Source organism: Haliea salexigens DSM 19537 (assembly GCF_000423125.1).
In the GTDB taxonomy this organism is placed as follows: Bacteria; Pseudomonadota; Gammaproteobacteria; order Pseudomonadales; family Halieaceae; genus Haliea; species Haliea salexigens.
On record NZ_AUHJ01000020.1, the window covers coordinates 20,511 to 38,168 of the forward strand.

The following is a 17,658-nucleotide window of genomic DNA, read 5'->3' on the forward strand; positions in this document are numbered from 1 at the left end:
CCTCAGTTTTTCTGCTCGAGCAGGGTGAGCACACTGGAGAAATCCTGCTGTCCCATGCCTGCTCCCTGCAGACGGGTATACAGGTCCCGCGCCAGCTGCCCCATCTGGTTGTCCACACCACTCTGGCTGGCAATATCCATCGCCAGGCCGAGATCCTTGGCCATCAGGTCAACCATGAAGCCCGGCTTGTAGCCATTGCTGGCCGGCGCTTTCTCCATCACGCCCGGATAGGGGTTGTAGACTTCCAGCGACCAGTTGCGACCTGAACTCGCCAGCATGATCTCCGACAGCACCGCCGGGTCCAGACCATTGCGCACCCCCATTTCCAGCGCCTCACAGGTGCCTATCATGTGAATCGCCAGCAGCATGTTGTTACAGCCCTTGGCCACCTGGCCGGCTCCGGCAGGGCCGGCGTGGAAAATATTCTTGCCCATGCCAGCCAGAATCACCCGCGCTTTCTCGAACGTCGCCGCTTCGCCGCCACACATGAAGGCCAGCGTGCCCGCAGCTGCGGCCGCAACGCCACCGGAGACCGGCGCATCCATGAAACCGATGCCCAGGGCCGCCGCTGCCTTGCCGACTTCACGTGAGGTTTCAGCGTCTATCGTGCTGCAATCGAGTACGGTGGTCTCTGTGCCCAGGCGCGCCAGCAGACCGTCCTCTCCGAGGTACACACTGGCCACATGCTTGCCCGCCGGCAGCATGGAAATCACGTAATCGGCACCCGCCACCGCATCGGCGGCCGACGCGGCCACCAGCGCCCCCGCCTCCGACAGCTGCTGGCAGGCCGCCTCCGACAGGTCGAATACGGTAACGCTGTGCCCCGCGTGGATCAGATTGGTGGCCATCGGCCCACCCATATTGCCGAGGCCGATAAATGCAACTTGCGCCATGGTGAATCTCTCCTGTGCGATTAGAGGTCGGCCAGCGGGTTGTTTGCCCAGGGGGCCGTGAAGAAGCCGTCGATCAGCGCCTGGGGCACCTCGCGCGTGCTCTTGAAGGCCCAGGCCGGGTTGCGGTCCTTGTCCAGCAGCAGGGCGCGCACGCCCTCGGCGAATTCCGGGTAGCGCACCACATTGGTGGCGAGCTGCAGCTCCGCCTGAAACACCTCCCGCAGTGAGCTGTGCCGGGTTTCCTGCAGCTGACGGCTTATCCACAGTGCCGCCAACGGCGACCCGTGTGCCAGGCCGTCGCGCGCCCGAGACAGCCACTGGTCGGTGGTTTGTTGATTGACGATATTGTCCACTACCTGGTGTACATCGTCGCCGTCACAGAGGGAATTGATCCGGCTCAGGTGCGGCTCCACCTGCCCGCCCGGCATACTGGCGATACTCTGTTCGGTAAGCGGTCGCAGAATATGCCGCACGCGCGCATGGTTGGCCGCACAATCATCCGCCCAGTTGCTGCGTCGCAACTGCTCCAGCACCGCGCCTTTATGCTCGCTGGCAATGAAGCGATCCGCCAGGCCGGTGAACACCGCGTCCGCCGCGTTGATGGACGCGCCAGTAAGGGCGAGGAACTGCCCCGACTTGCCGGGCATATGGTTGAGGAACCAGCTGCCGCCCACATCCGGGAACAGCGCGATGGTGACTTCCGGCATGGCGATGCGCGTGGCCTCGGTGACCACGCGGTGCGAACAGCCGGCCATTACCCCGAGGCCACCGCCCATGACAATACCGTGTCCCCAGCAGATGATCGGTTTGGGGTAGGTGTGCAGGGTGTAGTTCATGCGGTATTCCCGCGCGAAAAAGGCCTCTGCCTCCTCGCAGGGGCCACCCGGGGTCGCGGTAGCGGAACGGTGCAGGGCCTGCACATCGCCGCCAGCACAGAAAGCCTTCTCGCCGCTGCCGTCAATCAGGATGGCACCAATCTCCGGGTCGTCGCGCCACACGTCCAGTTGTTCCTGTAGCGTGTCGACCATCGGCAGGGTCAGTGAATTGAGGGTTTTCGGCACGTTGAGGGTGAGGTGGCCAAGCTTGCGCCCGGCACATTCCACTACCTCAACGATGACAGGGGCATCTGACATGCTTGAATCCTTAGCGGTTTTTCCATTCGGGTTTACGCTTCTCGAGAAACGCGTTCACGCCCTCGCGCTGGTCTTCGGTGGAGAACAGCTCGACGAACAGTTCGCGCTCCGCCGCCAGGCCATCGCCGATCGCCTTGTCGCGAGCCGAGTGAATCAGCTGCTTGCAGCGCCCGATGGAGCTGGGGCTCTGTTCGCAGACCTGCTCCGCCAGGGCCAGGGCGCGCTCCAGTGCTTCACCGGTACCGACCACTTCTTCCGCCAGGCCGATGCGCTCCGCCGTGGCTGCATTGATGCGCTCGCCACAGAGAATCATGCGCTTGGCCCAGCCTTCGCCGGCCAACCAGGCCAGGCGCTGGGTGCCGCCGGCACAGGGCAGCAGGCCGACCCGGGCCTCGGGCAGCGCCAGTTGCGCCTGTTCTTCGACAATGCGCAGGTCGCAGGCCAGCGCCACTTCCAGCCCGCCGCCCATGGCAAAGCCGTTCACTGCCGCAATGGAAACGCCACGGAAGTCCGCCAGCGCTTCAAAGGCCTCGCCAAAAAAGCAGGCCATGCGGTCGGCTGTTTTCGGGTCGCCATCGGCAAACAGCTTGAGGTCCGCCCCGGCGGAGAAGAACTTGCTGCCGGCGCCGGTCAGCACCAGCGCGTAGATATCCAGGTTGCTGTTCAGGGACGCGACCAGATCGCGCAGGGCGGGCAGGCTCTCGGTATCCCAGGTGTTGGCCGCCGGGTTATCGATGGTAACCAGCGCGGTGTGACCGCGAATCTCGACTTTCAGTTTCTCCGATGTACTCAGGCTCATTTGATGACCTCCAGTGCGCCTTCCATTAACAGTTTGCGCCCTACAATGACGCGCATGATTTCATTGGTACCCTCGAGTATCTGGTGCACTCGCGTGTCGCGCACGTGGCGCTCCATGGGGTATTCGCGGATATAACCGTAGCCGCCGAACAACTGCAGCGCATCGTTGCAGACCTGGAAACCCACATCGGTCGCGAAGCGCTTGGCCATTGCACAGTAGGTGGTCGCCTGCGGGTCCTTGTTGTCCAGCTTGCTGGCGGCGAGACGTATCATCTGCCGCGCCGCAACCAGTTCGGTGAGCATATCCGCGAGTTTGAACTGGGTGTGCTGGAAGTCGGCGATGGCCGTGTCGAACTGGCGCCGCTCCTGCACATAGGCCGTGGCCTCTTCCAGCGCCTGCTGCGCCGTACCCACACTGCAGGTGGCAATATTGATGCGCCCCCCATCCAACCCCATCATGGCGATGGAGAAACCCTGGCCCTCGGCACCCAGGCGGTTTGCCACCGGCACCCGCACGTCGTCAAAGGTGACCATGCGGGTAGGCTGGGCGTTCCAGCCCATCTTGGCTTCCTTCTTGCCGTAGCTGATGCCCTCGGCGTCCGCCGGCACCAGAACCGCGGTAATGCCGCGCGCGCCATCGTCGCTGGTACGCAGCATCACCACCAGCACGTCGGTCTCACCGGCACCGGAAATGAACACCTTGCTGCCGTTGATCACGTAGTCATCGCCGTCGCGCCGGGCGGAGGTGCGCAGGGAGGCGGCGTCGGAACCGGCGCCGGGCTCTGTGAGGCAATAGGAGGCCAGCTTCTCGCCGCTAACCAACTCGGGGCACCAGGCTTCGATCACAGCATCGCTGCAGTAATGCCCGATCATGCTGGTCGCCATGTTGTGAATGGTGAGGAAGGCGGCGGTGGTGGTGCAACCGCGCGCCAGCTCCTCGACAATCAGGCTCGCATCCAGGCGCCCCATGCCAAGGCCACCCGCGCTTTCGGGCGTGTACATGCCCATGAAGCCCAGCTCTCCGGCCTGGCGCAGCACGTCCTTGGGGAAGAAGGATTCTTCGTCCCACTGCGCCGCCTGCGGCGCCAGCACACCATCGGAGAACGCACGGGCGCTGTCGACAAAAGCCTGCTGCTCTTCAGAGATGGAAAAATCCATGGTCAACCCTCCTCAGAAGCGGTCCATCACTTTGCCGAACAGCTCTGCGTCAGGCGGTATCACCTTGGTTTGCGCCAGCGGTTTGGACACCCAGGTTTCATTGATGAGGTCGCGCCAGGTAATGTTGTGGTTGATGCTGTTGCCGCCCCAGGAGCCGCAGCCCAGCGAGAAGGTCTGGCGCATGCCGTTCCACAGGTTGCCGCTGTTGGACGCAGACTGTGGCTGGTTCACCATCACCCGCGAGGTGCGCGTGGCGAGGGCCAGCTTCAGAATGTTGTCGTCGTTGTTGGAGTAGATACCGCAGCTGTGACCCTGGCCCTGATAGGCCTGGATGCGGTTGGTCAGCTCGATGGCCTCGTCGATGTCGCGCACCTTGTACAGGGCCATCGTCACCGTGAGCTTTTCACCGGAGAAGGGGTAATCCGGGCCCGCCCCCACTTCGGGCACGATAAAGAACTGCTTGCCCTCAGGCAGGTCAATGCCGGCACGCCCGGCGATGGTGGTGGCGTGCTGCGCCACGATGGCTGCATTCAGGTGCCCGTCCTGCCAGATCACGCTCTGCAGCTTCGATTTGTCGTCACCGTCGACAATAAAACCGCCCTCGTGCTTGAGCTTCTCCAGAAACTCGTCGTAGATGGATTCAAACACCAGCACGGAGTTGTCCGACGAGCAGGAGGCCGCCAGGTCCAGTGTTTTGGAGATGCGAATTTTCTCTGCGGCTTCCTCGAGATTGGCCGTGTCATCGACCGTGATCACCGCGTTGCCCACGCCCACGCCAAGCGCCGGTGTGCCGGACGAGTACGCCGCCGACACCATGGCTTCACCGCCGGTAGCAAGAATGCGGTCGCACTGGCGCATCAGTTCGTTGGTCTTGTCCAGCGAAGGCACATCGATACTTTGCACCAGATCCGCCGGCGCGCCCATGGCAACGATGGCCTCGCGCATGTAATCGCAGATCATCTTGTTGGTCAGTTTGGCGCGCGGATGCGGAGCAATGATGATGGCGTTGCGGCCTTTCACCGCCGAAATCGCCTTGATCACCGGGGTGGCCTCCGGGTTGGTGGAAGGCGACAGTGCACCGATCACGCCCACCGGCTTGGCAATCTTTATGATATTGCGCACCGGGTCTTCCTCGATCACGCCCACGGATTTGTCGTGGAGGATATCCATAAGCGTTGCTCGGGTTTTGCGGTGGATTTTGAGGAATTTGCCGTCGTAGTTACCGAGCTGGGTTTCCTCCACCGTGAAGCGGGCAATCTTCTCTGATACACCTTCACGCGCCACGGACCAGACCATGGCGGTAATCAGCTCGTCCACCTGCTCCTGGGTGTAATGCTCGATCGCTGCCTGGGCCGCGCGAGCGCGTTCCATCATCGCCGCAATTTCCTGCTGCACGGCATTGGGTTCCTGGGATTGCTGGGTTGTCGCCATGGGGCGTACTCCTGTCGAACACGTGATTGCGGGGTTCCGGCTGCTGTGCGCGGCCGGAACTCTTATAGTAGCCGAGCAGCGTACGCTCGCCGTGCCACCCGTCAAAGGGAGAAAATTGCGATATATATGGATTATATTGCTGCCTTATTGCGCCATTATGAGCTATTTAAGTAACCAGAGGCACTACACACCCCGCTGCCCGCGCACCGACGGCATGCCCGGTCGCGTGCGCATCATGCAAATTGGCCCCACCAGCGCTAGACTGCGCTCGTCACTCCAGCAACCGGACGAGCCCGGCCATGCCACGCAGAACCATCACCCTGCCCGAACACTTTCTCTTCGCAACGCACTATGACGTGCTCTACAGCGACGTGAACGCTGCCAACCACCTGGGCGCCGACCGCCTGCTGTCCATCGCCATGGAGGCGCAGTTGCGCTTTATCCGCCAGCTCGGCCACAGCAAGGCGATCGCCTTCGAGGAGGCAGGGCTGATCATGGCGCACGCGGAAACCGCCTACCTGGCGGAAGCGGACTATGGCGACCGGCTGCGGGTGGAGCTGGGGGCGCGTGAGGTTGAGCAGAAAAGCTTCCAGTTCGTCTACCGCATCAGCAAGGACGACAGCGGCGAGGAGGTGGCGCGGGTTGCAACCACCCTGCTGTTCTTCGACTACCAGACCCGCCGGGTGGTGGCCGTGCCCGATGATTTCCGCGCCCAGGTCACAGCGCCCGCCGTGAGCCCACCATGGCCTGGATGACACTGACCCTGTCCCTCGGGGGGCTGGGGCTGCTGCTGCTGGGCATGTCCATGATGACCGACGGTCTCAAAGCCGCCGCCGGCAACGCACTGCAGGGATTTCTGGAGCGCTCCACCCGTACACGCTTGCGCGCGGCGCTCGCCGGCTTCGGCATTACCGCCGTCGTACAGTCTTCCAGCGCCGTCATCGTCGCCACCCTGGGGTTTACCAACGCCGGTATGCTGCGACTGAAACAGGCTGCCTGGGTGGTCTTCGGCAGCAACGTGGGCACCACCATGACGGCCTGGATCGTCGCCCTCATCGGCCTGCGCATCAAGGTTGAGGTGGTGGCATTACCGCTGATTGGCCTCGGCATGTTGCTCAAATTGTTTGGCAACAACCGTCGCGCAGCACATATCGGCATCGCCCTCGCGGGCTTTGGCCTGCTGTTCCTCGGCCTGGGCATGCTGCGTGATGCCTTCATTGACGTTGCCGACTGGATACCCATTGAACGCCTGGGAACCTCCGGGGCCAGCGGCATTGTGCTCGGTGTGCTGTTCGGCGCCCTGCTCACCGCCCTGATTCAGTCGTCCTCCGCAGCGCTGGCCATTGTGCTCACCGCATCGGTTACGGGGGTGCTAACGCCGTTGCTGGGCGCCTCACTCGTCATCGGCGCCAACATCGGCACCACCGCCACCAGCCTGCTGGCCAGCATGGGTGCCACGGCAAACGCGCGCCGCCTGGCGCTGGTGCATGTCGCGGAAAAAATGTTCACGGGCCTGATTGCGCTGATCCTGCTGGGCCCGCTGTGGTGGGTGTCCGAGCAGCTCTCCGGCGGGGGCGCCGGGCGCACCAACATCAGCACCGGGCTGGCGCTTTTCCACACACTGTTCAACCTGCTCGGCCTGCTGCTGATGTGGCTGCTTGCGGACCGGTTGCTGCGCCTGGTGGAGCGCTGGGTGAAGCAACCCGAACTGACGTCGGAACGGCTGCGTTACCTCGACGATACGGTGCTGGCCCTGCCGGCGATGGGCGTCAATGCCATGCACTCCGAAATCAAGCGCGTGTTCAAGCAGTTGCTCTCGCGCGGGGGGATAATCATCGATCCGGACCGGGAACCGGCGGCAGAAGAAACACTGCACACCGGTGTGCTGCTGGCGGCAATCGCCGAATACGGCAACCGCATTGGTGCCCAGCACCTCGACAACGGCCTGTCCGAGCAGTTTCTCAACCTGAACTGGGTGCGCGAGGAATGCATGCAACTGCGCGACCTGTTCCTGGAACTGGCGGAAATTCCGCAAGCGGACATCACCGCAGCGCTGACACCGGCTCTGCAGGAGGCACTGCTGGGCCTCATGCGCAGCGGCGAACTCAAGCAATTGACCCTGGAGGCGCGCCTGGAGCGCAAACAGCTACTGAAACGACTGCGCCGACAGCGGCGGGCCGAGTTGCTGGAGCAGATCGGCTCTGGCCTGCTGAGCGCACCAGAGGCCACACGCAGGCTGCATGTGGTGGCCCTGCTTGAAGACAGCGCCAAGCGTATTCTCCACATCGCCGAGGTGATCCATCCGCAGGCGGCCTCGGGGGAAAACAATGAACCCGCGCCCGCGGAGGCGCGGTGACCCCGCACCCGGGAAAGTTCAAGTATTTACGCCACGCCCGGGGCGCTGCCGGGAAGCATGGCCACAACCGGGTTTTTCCGGCCCAATAGGTCAGAATTGACCCCGACGATAATCCGCAAGAGTGCCTGATCGCATGCGTTTCCTCGCTATACCCTTTATTTCCGCCTGCCTGATTGCCAGCCTGGCAAGCGCTGAACCTGTTACCGAAGCGCGCCTGCTCGCCGCCGGCAACGACGTGGACAACTGGTTGAGCTACGGCCGCGACTACAGCGAACAACGCTTCACACCCTTGGAGCAGATCGATGCCGGCAACGTGTCGGAACTGGGCATGGCCTGGTACTTTGAAACCGACACGCACCTTGGCCTGCAGTCCACGCCACTGGCAATCGACGGTATCCTGTACTTCAGCGGCGCCTGGAATACCGTGTATGCGGTGGACGGCGCCAGCGGCAACATGCTTTGGTCCTTCGATCCCGAGGTGCCGCGCAGTAAAAGCATTACCGCCTGTTGCGGTGTGCTCAACCGCGGCCTCGCCGCCTGGGATGACCTGCTGTATATCGGCACGCTGGACGGCCGACTCATCGCCATCGACCGCGCCACCGGCACCCTGCGCTGGTCGGCACAGACCACCGACCCGAACCAGGCCTACTCCATCACCGGCGCGCCGCGTGTGGCCCGGGGCAAGGTATTCATTGGCAATGGCGGCTCCGAGTTTGGCACTCGCGGTTTCGTCAGCGCCTACGATGCCGCCAGCGGGGAACTGGCCTGGCGCTTTTACACCGTGCCCGGTAACCCTGCCGACGGTTTCGAGAATGCCGCCATGGAGCGCGCGGCTGAAACCTGGAATGGCGAGTGGTGGAAGTATGGCGGCGGCGGCACGGTGTGGGACAGCATCGTCTACGACCCCGAGTTCAACCAGCTCTACCTCGGCGTAGGCAACGGTGCGCCGCACAACCGACGCATCCGCAGCCCGGGCGGCGGAGACAACCTGTATCTCACCTCCATCGTAGCCCTGAACCCCGATACCGGCGAATACCTCTGGCACTACCAACAAGTGCCAGGCGACAACTGGGATTACACTGCCAGCCAGCAGATGACACTCGCGGAAATCCCCTGGGAAGGGCAGCAGCGCAAAGTGATACTGCATGCGCCCAAGGCCGGCTTTGTATACATCGTGGACCGCGAAACGGGCAAACTGCTCTCCGCAGAGCCCTACACCACCGTAACCTGGGCCAGTGGCTACGACCTTGATACCGGCCGTCCCCAGGAAAACCCGGGGCAGGACTACGATGGTGAGCCCGCCATGGTGTTCCCTTCTGCCATGGGCGGGCACAACTGGCACCCCATGGCCTACAGCCCGGATACCGGTTTACTGTACATCCCGGAGCTGGACATGGGCATGGAGTTCAACGAGATCGATGCCGTTGACTACAAGCACCTGCGGCGCCACTACAACACCGGCTACGAGCTTTCCGGTGAGGCCTACTCCCAGGCCTTCACCCAGGCCATGCTCACGCACCTGCCCAAAGCCAGCCTGCTGGCCTGGGACCCGGTACGCCAGCAAGCGGCCTGGAAGCTGCCCCACCCCTACACGCACAATGGCGGGGTACTGGCCACCGGCGGCAACCTGGTGTTCCAGGGCACCTCGGACGGGCGCTTTATCGCCGTACGCGCCGATAATGGCGAGCTGCTCTGGACCTTCCCGATGGAGACCAGTGTCATGGCCGGGCCGATCAGCTATCGGGTCAACGGCGAGCAATACATCGCGGTCACGGCAGGGCGCGGCGGGGCGCTGATGATGAACATGGGCAAGACTTACCCCACCGGCAACCCCAACAACCGGCTGGTCGCCTTCAAACTCGGCGCATCCGGCGCACTGCCCGTGACACCCACCGTCGAACGCCCCTCGCCACCGTCCATGCCCGAAGCGAGCGAGGACCAGATCGCCGAAGGGCGCAACCTGTTCAACCGCTTCTGTGCCCGCTGCCACGGCGCCGACGTGGTGGGTGACGGCTCAATACCCGACCTGCGCTATCTGGCACCGGTTTGGCACGAGAACTTTGCCGCTGTGGTCCGGGAAGGACTGATGGAACAGGCCGGCATGCCGCGCTTTGATGATGTGCTCGATGCCGCGCAGGTAGACAACGTCCACGCCTACGTGATTTCACGCGCTCACGAGGACTACGCGTTGCGCACGGAGCAGGGCTGGCTGGCCCGCGCGCGCAACTACCTCACAGACAAGGCAGCACAACTCGCCGCATGGCTGGTACGCAGGGACGCGACCACGGACTGACCCTGTCAGGACGCGAACCGGGTCACACCAGCTTGTGTAACAAGTTGTGACCTGTGCGCCGCTGACGTATCCTGCCTCGCTTGGCAAGATGGTGGCTCCATCCTGAACGCTTCACGCACAACAACCCGGTTATTGCGCAACTGGCTAACCCCCTCGTGGTTGCTGCTGGCGAGCCTGCTATCGCCTTCCGGCTTTGCGCTGAACCCGGACCGCCTGCCCAGCCAGTACCTCTTTGACCGCTTCGGCCGCGAGGAGGGCCTGCCCTCCGATACCGTCTGGATAGCCCGGTCTGACCTGAATGGATTCCTCTGGCTGGGGACCAAGAACGGCCTGGCGCGCTTCGACGGCGTCAGCTTCACGCTCTTCAACAAGCAGAATCAACCGGCTTTTCGCTCCAACGATATCCGCGACATCGAAATCCTCGATGACGGCAGCATGTGGCTCGCCACCTACGGCGGAGGCGTCCTGCATTATGTCGACGGGGAGTTCACTGCGTATACAACAGCGGAGGGGCTCAGCGACGACATCGTGCACGATGTGCTGCCAGCCGCCGACGGCACACTGTGGTTCGCGACCAGTCAGGGCCTGTCGCGACTGCGCGGCAAGGAGATGCGCAGCTGGACGCAGGATGATGGCCTGGTGGACAACCGTACTTTCCGCCTGCTGGAAGAACCAGGCGGCGCCATTTGGGTAAGTACCCTGACCAATGGACTCAGTCGCTTCGATGGCGCCCACTTCACCAACTTCACCGAAGGCAGTGGCCTGGATTCGACCCAGGTACACCTGCTCCACAATGACCCCGAACTCGGGCCGATGGCGGCGACGGCGGCAGGCACCACCTACCGCCTGACCGAGTCCGGGCCGATAGTCCATGAGAGTGCGGCGCTGCAGACGGGGATGACTCTGCATTCGGCGCTGCGCGACCGTCACGGCAATCTGTGGTTGGGTACGTATGGCGATGGCCTCTGGCGGGTGAGCAAGAATGGCAGTCTGCAGGCCTTCCCGCTCGCCACCAAGCAGCCAGGTTATGTTTTCGAGCTGGCCGAGGATGCCGAGGGCAACGTCTGGGCGGCGACCATGCACGGTGTTCACCGCCTGCGCGACAGCGACTTCCTGCAATTCGGCCCGGCGGAGGGCCTTGGTGCCGCCACCTTCGTAGTAACGCAAGCCCCGGACGACAGCATCTGGACGGGCACCGAGGGCAGCGGACTGTTCCGCCTGAGCACCGATCATGAGGTTACCCAATTCACCCGCGAACAGGGGCTGTCCAGCAACGACATCTCATCATTGCTCGCGGAGCCCGATGGCTCACTCTGGGTTGGCACCTTTGGCGGCGGGCTGAACCACCTGCACACTGACGGCTCAGTCACGCAGTACGGCAAGGAAAAGGGCCTGATCAATAGCCACGTCATGGGGCTGCAACGCGATGCCAGCGGTCGCCTCTGGGTCGTCACCGATGGCGGGCTCGTATGGTTTGATGCGCGCAGGAAGCGCTTTGTTGAGGAAACAAGCCTGCCGGCCACCTTGCTCCGGGAGATCCGCAGCGATGCGCTGGGGCGCCTCTGGCTCACCAGCAACGGTGGCCTGATGCAACTCACAGGAGACGGCTACACGCTCTGGACCGAAGAAGAAGGCCTGGGCAGTAACCTGGTTAGCACAACGTATACCGATGCTGAAGGTGTGGTCTGGATAGGTAGCAGGGAATCGGGTCTGTCGCGGCTGGAGGGAGACCAGCTGTTTCAGTTCACGCTGGGGCACGGCCTGCCGCAGCTCTCCGTGCTGGCTATTCTCGAGGATGACACCGGGCGATTGTGGATGAGCGGTGCGGACGGGCTGGTCTCGGTGGAGCGCGCGGCGCTGAACGCGGTGGCGCGCGGCGAGTCGAAACGCTTCCGGGCCAGGCTGTACGATGAAACCGACGGCCTGCGCTCCGCACAGTTCCTCGGTGGCTTTCAGCCCGCGGGCTGGAAGGCACGGGATGGGCGGCTCTGGTTCCCGACCAACCAGGGGCTGGTGGCTGTCGTGCCGGGAGATTTCAGCACCCTGCCGCCACCGCCGCCGCCGCTGATTGAGGCGGTGCGTGTGAACGGCGAGCGTATCCCACTCGCGGACCCGTTGCTGCTGCCCGCCGATGCCTCCACCCTGGAAGTGGACTACACGGTGCCGCGACTGGGTGCGCCACACACACTGCGCTTCGAATACCTGCTGGAAGGCTTTGACCGCGACTGGCACCGGGTGGGCAGCCGGCGCACCGCATACTTCACCGGCCTGCCCCCTGGGTCGCTCTCCCTGCGGGTTGCCGCATCCAACCACGACGCCGCCCAGGACGCATCACCGCGCGGCGCGGAGGTGAACCTGGACATATACCGGGCGCCTTTCTGGTACCAGACGTGGTGGTTCCGGATCATCGCCGGCTTGCTTGCAGTGCTGCTCGCCCATCGCCTCTACCTCCTGGCCATTCGTCGCGCCATGCTGCGCGAGAGACAGCTTGAGCTTCTGGTCAACCGGCGTACGCGCGAACTACAGATTGCCCTATCAAAGGTGCAGGAAATCTCCCGCATCGACAGCCTCACCGGGCTTGCCAACCGACGCTTTCTGGATGAGAACCTGGATAGTACCTGGGCGCAGTGCGGCGAGCAGCACGCACCGGTCAGCATCATCATGCTGGATATCGACTGCTTCAAACAGTACAACGACGCGGTCGGCCACATCGCCGGAGATGAATGCCTGCGCAAGGTAGCCGAGGCGCTGCAGTCCGGCGTGTTGCGCGACGAAGACCTCGTGGCGCGCTACGGCGGCGAGGAGTTTCTGGCGCTGCTGCCCGGTGCGGATGTCGGCGCTGTGACGCAGGTGGCTCAGCGTATCCGCTCACTGGTGAAGGACTTGAGAATCCCCCATCCCAACAGTCCGGTTTCAGACTACCTGACCGTCAGTGTCGGTGGCGCTACTGCCTGGCCTGCGGAGAAAGGCACACCGGACGAACTGATCCAGCGCGCTGACCAGGCGCTCTATGCCGCCAAGGCCGCCGGCCGCGACCGGGTGCGTATCGAGGAAAACAACGGTCAAATGCGGTAGCAGGGCTGATAGTCGAACTCACCCTCACCCAGCTTCATGCGCTTCTCCTTGACCAGCAGGCGCAGCAGGCGGTCCATGTGCTGCAGTAACGCGACGTCGCCGTGCAATTGATAAGGCCCGTGACGCGCCACCTGCTCAATGCCGAAGGTCTTTACATTCCCCGCCACCAGGCCTGAAAACGCACAGCGCAACTGACTGGCAAGCTCGTGACCGGGCAGCGCCGAGCGCAGGTCCAGCGCCGCCATGTTCTTGTGGGTGGGCAGGAAAGGCCGCTGCAGCGCCGGGGCAATCGCCAGTTCCCAGTTGAAATAGTAGGCCTGCTGCAATTTGCGTCGCCGCACGTGCTGGGTCTGCACCGCCTTGCGCACGGCGGCGCCCACTTCATCGGGGGCACCCAGTATGATCCGGTAGTGATCGCGTACGCCCTCTCCCAGGCAGCCGACAAGGAACCGCTCCAACTCGCTGAAGTACTCGGCACAGCGCCTTGGCCCGGCGAATACCAGCGGCAGACTCTGCGCGTTGTCGGGGTGCATCAGAATCGACAGCAGGTAGAGGATTTCCTCCACCGTGCCGACACCCCCGGGAAACACCACAATCGCGTGCGCCAGCCGCACGAAGGCTTCCAGCCGCTTTTCGATATCGGGCATGATCACCAGTTCGTTAACGATCGCGTTGGGGGACTCTGAGGCGATAATGCCGGGTTCACTGATACCGATATAGCGGCCGCTCTTGATCTGCTGTTTGGCATGGCCGACGGCGGCGCCCTTCATCGGGCCCTTCATGGCACCAATGCCGCAGCCGGTGACGATATCCAGGCCGCGCAAGCCCAGCGCGTAACCTACGGCCTTGGCGTAGTCGTACTCGTCGCGCGGAATGGCATGACCGCCCCAGCACACTACAAGGCGGGGCTCCTGGTTGGGGCGCACAACATCGGCGTTGCGCAGAATACGAAACACCTGGTCTGTGGGGTCTGCCGCGCCGGCTACCGGCTGAGCCGAGTGGCGAATCTCCGTGTAGACGATGTCACGCAGCGCGGCGAACAGGTGTTCCCGCAGGCCACGAATCATGCGCCCATCGACAAAGGCCTGCGCCGGGGCATTGAACACCTCCAGCCGCAAGCCGCGTGGCTGCGGCACAAACTGCAGATCGAAGTCCGAGAAGTCGGCGTAGATCTTCGCCGCGTCGTCCTTGTTGCTGTCAGTGTTGAGAATAGCCAGTGCACAGCGCCGGTAGAGGTCGAACAGCTCGCCGCGGGTGGTGGTAAAGGCCTCAATTTCCGCCTGGGACAGCAAGTTCAGTGAATGAATGGGGTTGACGATGGCATGTGCGCGCTTGTCCATTGTCACTGGCCTTCCGGGAAATCGCCCCAATCGCGCGCGAGCGGCACCTCCAGGCTGTTGTCGCCGACGCGCACCGGCTGCCCCACCATTTCATCGTAGGCGCTCTGGTGGCGCAGAAACAGGGCCGGGACTGGCACCGCTGCCAGGCGCTGCTTCATCGCGGTAATGTTGTGCGTGCGCAACGGCTTGCCATCGGCCTCGGTGACCAACAACGGGTCACCCCCGAAATCGGCGTAGGCCAGGTAAATGCTGAAATCCAGCGAGTGAATGACAACGCGAGTTAAACCCACACTGTGCTGCAGTTGTTGAAGCGTGATTTTCACCGGCTTTTCCTTTGCGACCAAAAAAAGTTGCCAAGTTGCTACGGTAACCTGATTGTGCATAAACTTGAACCAACCCGCGCAGGGCCAGCATAACTTGACACCAATAATGATAAATCAGGAGCTGGAATGAAAAACGCTGTTTGCACCACATTGCGCCGCTTGTGGCCGGCGCTGATTGCCGTCGGCGCCAGCGCGCTGCCGACTGTTGCACAGGCACAGCTGGAAGAGGTCATCGTCACGGCACAGAAACGGGCCGAATCGGTACAGGATGTGCCCATTGCCATCACCGCGTTCGACGAAGAGGCCCTGCGCAACAAGCAGATCAACGGCTTTGCAGACATGCGTTTCACCGCGCCCAACGTGTCATACACCAAGGGCAACTTCACCGGTAATAACTTCCAGATTCGCGGCGTAGGCACCAACCTCGTTGCGGCGTCCGCTGACAGCGGTGTGGGCGTTCACGTCAATGAAATCCCGTTGATTTCGCCGCGCCTGTTCGAAACAGAATATTACGATATCGAGCAGGTGGCCGTGCTGCGCGGCCCGCAGGGTACGCTCTATGGCCGCAACTCAACCGGCGGCGCCGCCAACATGATCACCCGTCCGGCGAACCTCGATGGCCGGAACGGGAACCTTGAGGGACAGTACGGTAACTTCGATCACAAGAAACTCAGTGGCGCCATCAACCTGCCGCTGACCGACAGCCTGGCACTGCGCTTCGCGGGACTGTGGCTGGACCGCGAGGGCTACACGGAGAACGTGTACAACGGCAGCGATGTCGATGGCCGCGACCAGGTATCGCTGCGGGCATCCCTGCGCTGGTTACCGACCGACACCACCCAGGTCGACCTGATGCTGTCCTGGTTCGATGAAGACAGCACCCGCACGCGCAGCCAGAAAACCCTGTGCCACAATGACCCCAGTGGTGTCATGGGCTGCTTGCCGGACCGTCTCGATTTCGATGTTCCCAACCCCTCCTCGCAGCTGTCCAACATCCTGGCGTCCAACGCCCTGCTCGGTCCGCTCGGCGCTTTCACACTCGGCTCCAACGTGCGCGGCGAGGTGCCTCGGGACCTGCGCAAGGTAGCCAGCGAACGAGCGCCCCTCTACCGCGCCGACGAGACGCTGGTTACCCTGAACATCGCCCAGGAGATCGGCGATTACACGCTGGCCTTTGTCGGCGGCTACCAGGACACCACCGTGCTCTCGCAAATGGACTACCAGTGGACCGTGGCGGACCCGTTTCCCATTCCGGCACTGCTGCCGGTGGTCGCCCCCACCGCCGCTGGCACGCTGTATGCCGACGGACTGTGGCCCATCTCCGCGCCTTCAGCCAATTCCACCGGCAGTGTTGGCGGCCATATCGACTCCTTCAGTCCGGGCCTTGAAGCTTACGATCAATCCAACCAGTCCTCGGAGCAGGTATCCGCGGAGCTGCGCCTGCAGTCCGATTTTGCCGGGCCGCTGAACTTTCTCGTCGGCGGTTTCTGGATGGATGTTGAACTGGACAACCAGTACTGGGTGTTCTCATCCGGCTTTGACTACTTCGCCAGTGTGTTTCCCGCAGCAGCCCTGGGCCTCGACGGGATGGGCTGGGTAGGCCCCCAGTTCAACAATGAAACCGGTGACTACGGCATTCGCTCACAGGCGCTGTTCGGTGAAATCTACTACGAGCTGACCGACACACTGAAACTCACCGTCGGCGCGCGCTACACACAGGACCGCAAAACCATCGAAGACCGGCAGATCCTGTTCAACAACGACCCGGTGACTGGCGCCCCCGTACTACAGCCCCTGGGCGCAGACCTGCCCATTCCCACCGCCACGCGGCGCGCCAGCAAAGATTGGCGGGAAACCACCGGGCGCATCGTTATCGACTGGTCCGTAACGGCTGACACACTGGCCTACGCCTCACTGTCCCGAGGGTACAAGGGCGGCGGCTTCAACCCGCCCTTCGACCCCGTGCAGTTCCCCAGCCAGAAGCCCGACTTCGCGCCGGAGTTCGTCGACGCGCTGGAGATCGGCACCAAGAACACGCTGCTCGACAACACCCTGCAGGCAAACTTCAGCGCCTTCCTGTACGACTACACCGACATGCAGGTATCCAAGATCGTCAACCGCACTTCGTTCAACGAAAACACCGATGCGCAGATCTGGGGCGGCGAGGCGGAGCTGGTGTTTGCCCCGAATGCAAGCTGGGTTGTAAACGCCAACCTCGCCTACCTGAACACCGAAGTGAAGGACTTTGAGAGCTTTGATACCCGCGATCCCACCGCGGGTCGCAGCGACGTCACCCTGCTCAAGGACCTGTCCAACGCCTCCAATTGTGTAGCCCTGCTGGCGCCGGACGTCTACGCCGCGCAGTTTGGCTCACCGTTCACCAGCTGCAGTGCGCTGGCGGCGGCCGGTGTGCCGATTACCGATGGTATTGCGCAGAACCTGGATGGCAACCAACTGCAGAACGCCCCGGAGTGGTCACTGAGTCTGGGCGCGCAGTACAACCTGTCGTTTGCCGATAGCAGCGCACTGTCACTGCGTGTGGACTACTACTGGCAGGACGCCATGTATGCGCGAATGTTCAACCGCCCCATCGACCGCATTGATGCCTGGGACATCTGGAATGCACAGGCTACCTACACCTCGGCAGACGGGCAGTGGTACGCCCGTGCCTACATCAAGAACATTGCTGATGACGACCATCTGGTGGCCATGTATGTCACCGATCCGTCTTCCGGCCTGTTCACCAATGTCTTCTCGATCGAGCCGAGAACCTACGGCCTGGCGCTGGGCTACAACTTCTAGCGCGGGGCGCGACGCGCGGATTCACGGCGATTTCTGCTACCATCGTGAGACAGGTT

General features: G+C 62.9%; 12 protein-coding genes. 5 read left to right on the forward strand and 7 right to left on the reverse strand.

Annotated elements, in window-relative coordinates:
- Positions 1-2: 2 nt before the first annotated feature.
- From mmsB to G533_RS0116715, 5 genes are read right to left on the reverse strand one after another with little or no spacing between them, the layout of a single operon-like run.
- A complete protein-coding gene (gene mmsB, locus G533_RS0116695) occupies positions 3-893 on the reverse strand; it encodes a 3-hydroxyisobutyrate dehydrogenase (protein ID WP_027950953.1) in 891 nt (296 codons plus the stop codon).
- Positions 894-913: 20 nt separating this feature from the next.
- The gene (locus tag G533_RS0116700) at positions 914-2,026 is read right to left on the reverse strand and encodes an enoyl-CoA hydratase/isomerase family protein (protein WP_027950954.1); all 1,113 of its coding nucleotides are present in this window, start codon (positions 2,024-2,026) and stop codon (positions 914-916) included.
- A 10-nt stretch (positions 2,027-2,036) separates the two neighbouring features.
- On the reverse strand, positions 2,037-2,825 hold the full coding sequence (locus G533_RS0116705) for an enoyl-CoA hydratase (RefSeq protein ID WP_027950955.1): 789 nt from the start codon (positions 2,823-2,825) through the stop codon (positions 2,037-2,039).
- Positions 2,822-3,982, reverse strand: coding sequence for an acyl-CoA dehydrogenase family protein (locus G533_RS0116710; RefSeq protein WP_027950956.1), 1,161 nt, complete (start codon positions 3,980-3,982; stop codon positions 2,822-2,824). The genes G533_RS0116705 and G533_RS0116710 overlap by 4 nt, the downstream gene beginning before the upstream one ends.
- 12 nt (positions 3,983-3,994) lie before the next feature.
- Positions 3,995-5,413, reverse strand: a complete 1,419-nt coding sequence (locus G533_RS0116715) for an aldehyde dehydrogenase family protein (RefSeq protein WP_027950957.1) — start codon at positions 5,411-5,413, stop codon at positions 3,995-3,997.
- A gap of 299 nt (positions 5,414-5,712) precedes the next feature.
- Here G533_RS0116715 and G533_RS22465 point away from each other — a divergent pair, with 299 nt between their 5' ends.
- The 4 genes from G533_RS22465 (at position 5,713) to G533_RS0116735 (ending at position 13,137) form a co-directional block, all read left to right on the forward strand.
- Positions 5,713-6,168 carry an acyl-CoA thioesterase gene (locus G533_RS22465; protein ID WP_051230534.1) on the forward strand — a complete coding sequence of 152 codons (456 nt, stop codon included), beginning with the start codon at positions 5,713-5,715 and terminating at the stop codon, positions 6,166-6,168.
- Positions 6,156-7,769: a Na/Pi cotransporter family protein gene (locus tag G533_RS22470; protein ID WP_051230536.1), complete on the forward strand. Its 1,614-nt coding sequence runs from the start codon at positions 6,156-6,158 to the stop codon at positions 7,767-7,769. Before G533_RS22465 ends, G533_RS22470 begins: the two co-directional genes overlap by 13 nt.
- Before the next feature lie 133 nt (positions 7,770-7,902).
- Positions 7,903-10,062: a PQQ-dependent dehydrogenase, methanol/ethanol family gene (locus G533_RS22475; RefSeq protein WP_051230539.1), complete on the forward strand. Its 2,160-nt coding sequence runs from the start codon at positions 7,903-7,905 to the stop codon at positions 10,060-10,062.
- A gap of 132 nt (positions 10,063-10,194) precedes the next feature.
- Positions 10,195-13,137, forward strand: a complete 2,943-nt coding sequence (locus G533_RS0116735) for a diguanylate cyclase domain-containing protein (protein WP_027950958.1) — start codon at positions 10,195-10,197, stop codon at positions 13,135-13,137.
- Here the strand turns inward: G533_RS0116735 and ppnN are convergent.
- Positions 13,125-14,477, reverse strand: coding sequence for a nucleotide 5'-monophosphate nucleosidase PpnN (ppnN, locus tag G533_RS0116740; RefSeq protein ID WP_027950959.1), 1,353 nt, complete (start codon positions 14,475-14,477; stop codon positions 13,125-13,127). The genes G533_RS0116735 and ppnN overlap by 13 nt on opposite strands.
- A 2-nt stretch (positions 14,478-14,479) precedes the next feature.
- Complete coding sequence (locus G533_RS0116745) at positions 14,480-14,800, reverse strand: DUF6482 family protein (protein ID WP_027950960.1); 321 nt, start codon at positions 14,798-14,800, stop codon at positions 14,480-14,482.
- Between the two features lie 126 nt (positions 14,801-14,926).
- On the opposite strand from G533_RS0116745, the gene G533_RS0116750 reads away from it, so the two are divergent.
- A complete protein-coding gene (locus G533_RS0116750; RefSeq protein ID WP_027950961.1) occupies positions 14,927-17,602 on the forward strand; it encodes a TonB-dependent receptor in 2,676 nt (891 codons plus the stop codon).
- Positions 17,603-17,658: the final 56 nt, after the last annotated feature.

Excerpts from the sequence above, each read along its gene's own strand:
- mmsB (WP_027950953.1), bottom strand. The coding sequence starts at position 893 with ATGGCGCAAGTTGCATTTATCGGCCTCGGCAATATGGGTGGGCCGATG.
- G533_RS0116700 (WP_027950954.1), bottom strand. The coding sequence starts at position 2,026 with ATGTCAGATGCCCCTGTCATCGTTGAGGTAGTGGAATGTGCCGGGCGC.
- G533_RS0116705 (WP_027950955.1), bottom strand. The coding sequence starts at position 2,825 with ATGAGCCTGAGTACATCGGAGAAACTGAAAGTCGAGATTCGCGGTCAC.
- G533_RS0116710 (WP_027950956.1), bottom strand. The coding sequence starts at position 3,982 with ATGGATTTTTCCATCTCTGAAGAGCAGCAGGCTTTTGTCGACAGCGCC.
- G533_RS0116715 (WP_027950957.1), bottom strand. The coding sequence starts at position 5,413 with ATGGCGACAACCCAGCAATCCCAGGAACCCAATGCCGTGCAGCAGGAA.
- G533_RS22465 (WP_051230534.1), top strand. The coding sequence starts at position 5,713 with ATGCCACGCAGAACCATCACCCTGCCCGAACACTTTCTCTTCGCAACG.
- G533_RS22470 (WP_051230536.1), top strand. The coding sequence starts at position 6,156 with ATGGCCTGGATGACACTGACCCTGTCCCTCGGGGGGCTGGGGCTGCTG.
- G533_RS22475 (WP_051230539.1), top strand. The coding sequence starts at position 7,903 with ATGCGTTTCCTCGCTATACCCTTTATTTCCGCCTGCCTGATTGCCAGC.
- ppnN (WP_027950959.1), bottom strand. The coding sequence starts at position 14,477 with ATGGACAAGCGCGCACATGCCATCGTCAACCCCATTCATTCACTGAAC.
- G533_RS0116750 (WP_027950961.1), top strand. The coding sequence starts at position 14,927 with ATGAAAAACGCTGTTTGCACCACATTGCGCCGCTTGTGGCCGGCGCTG.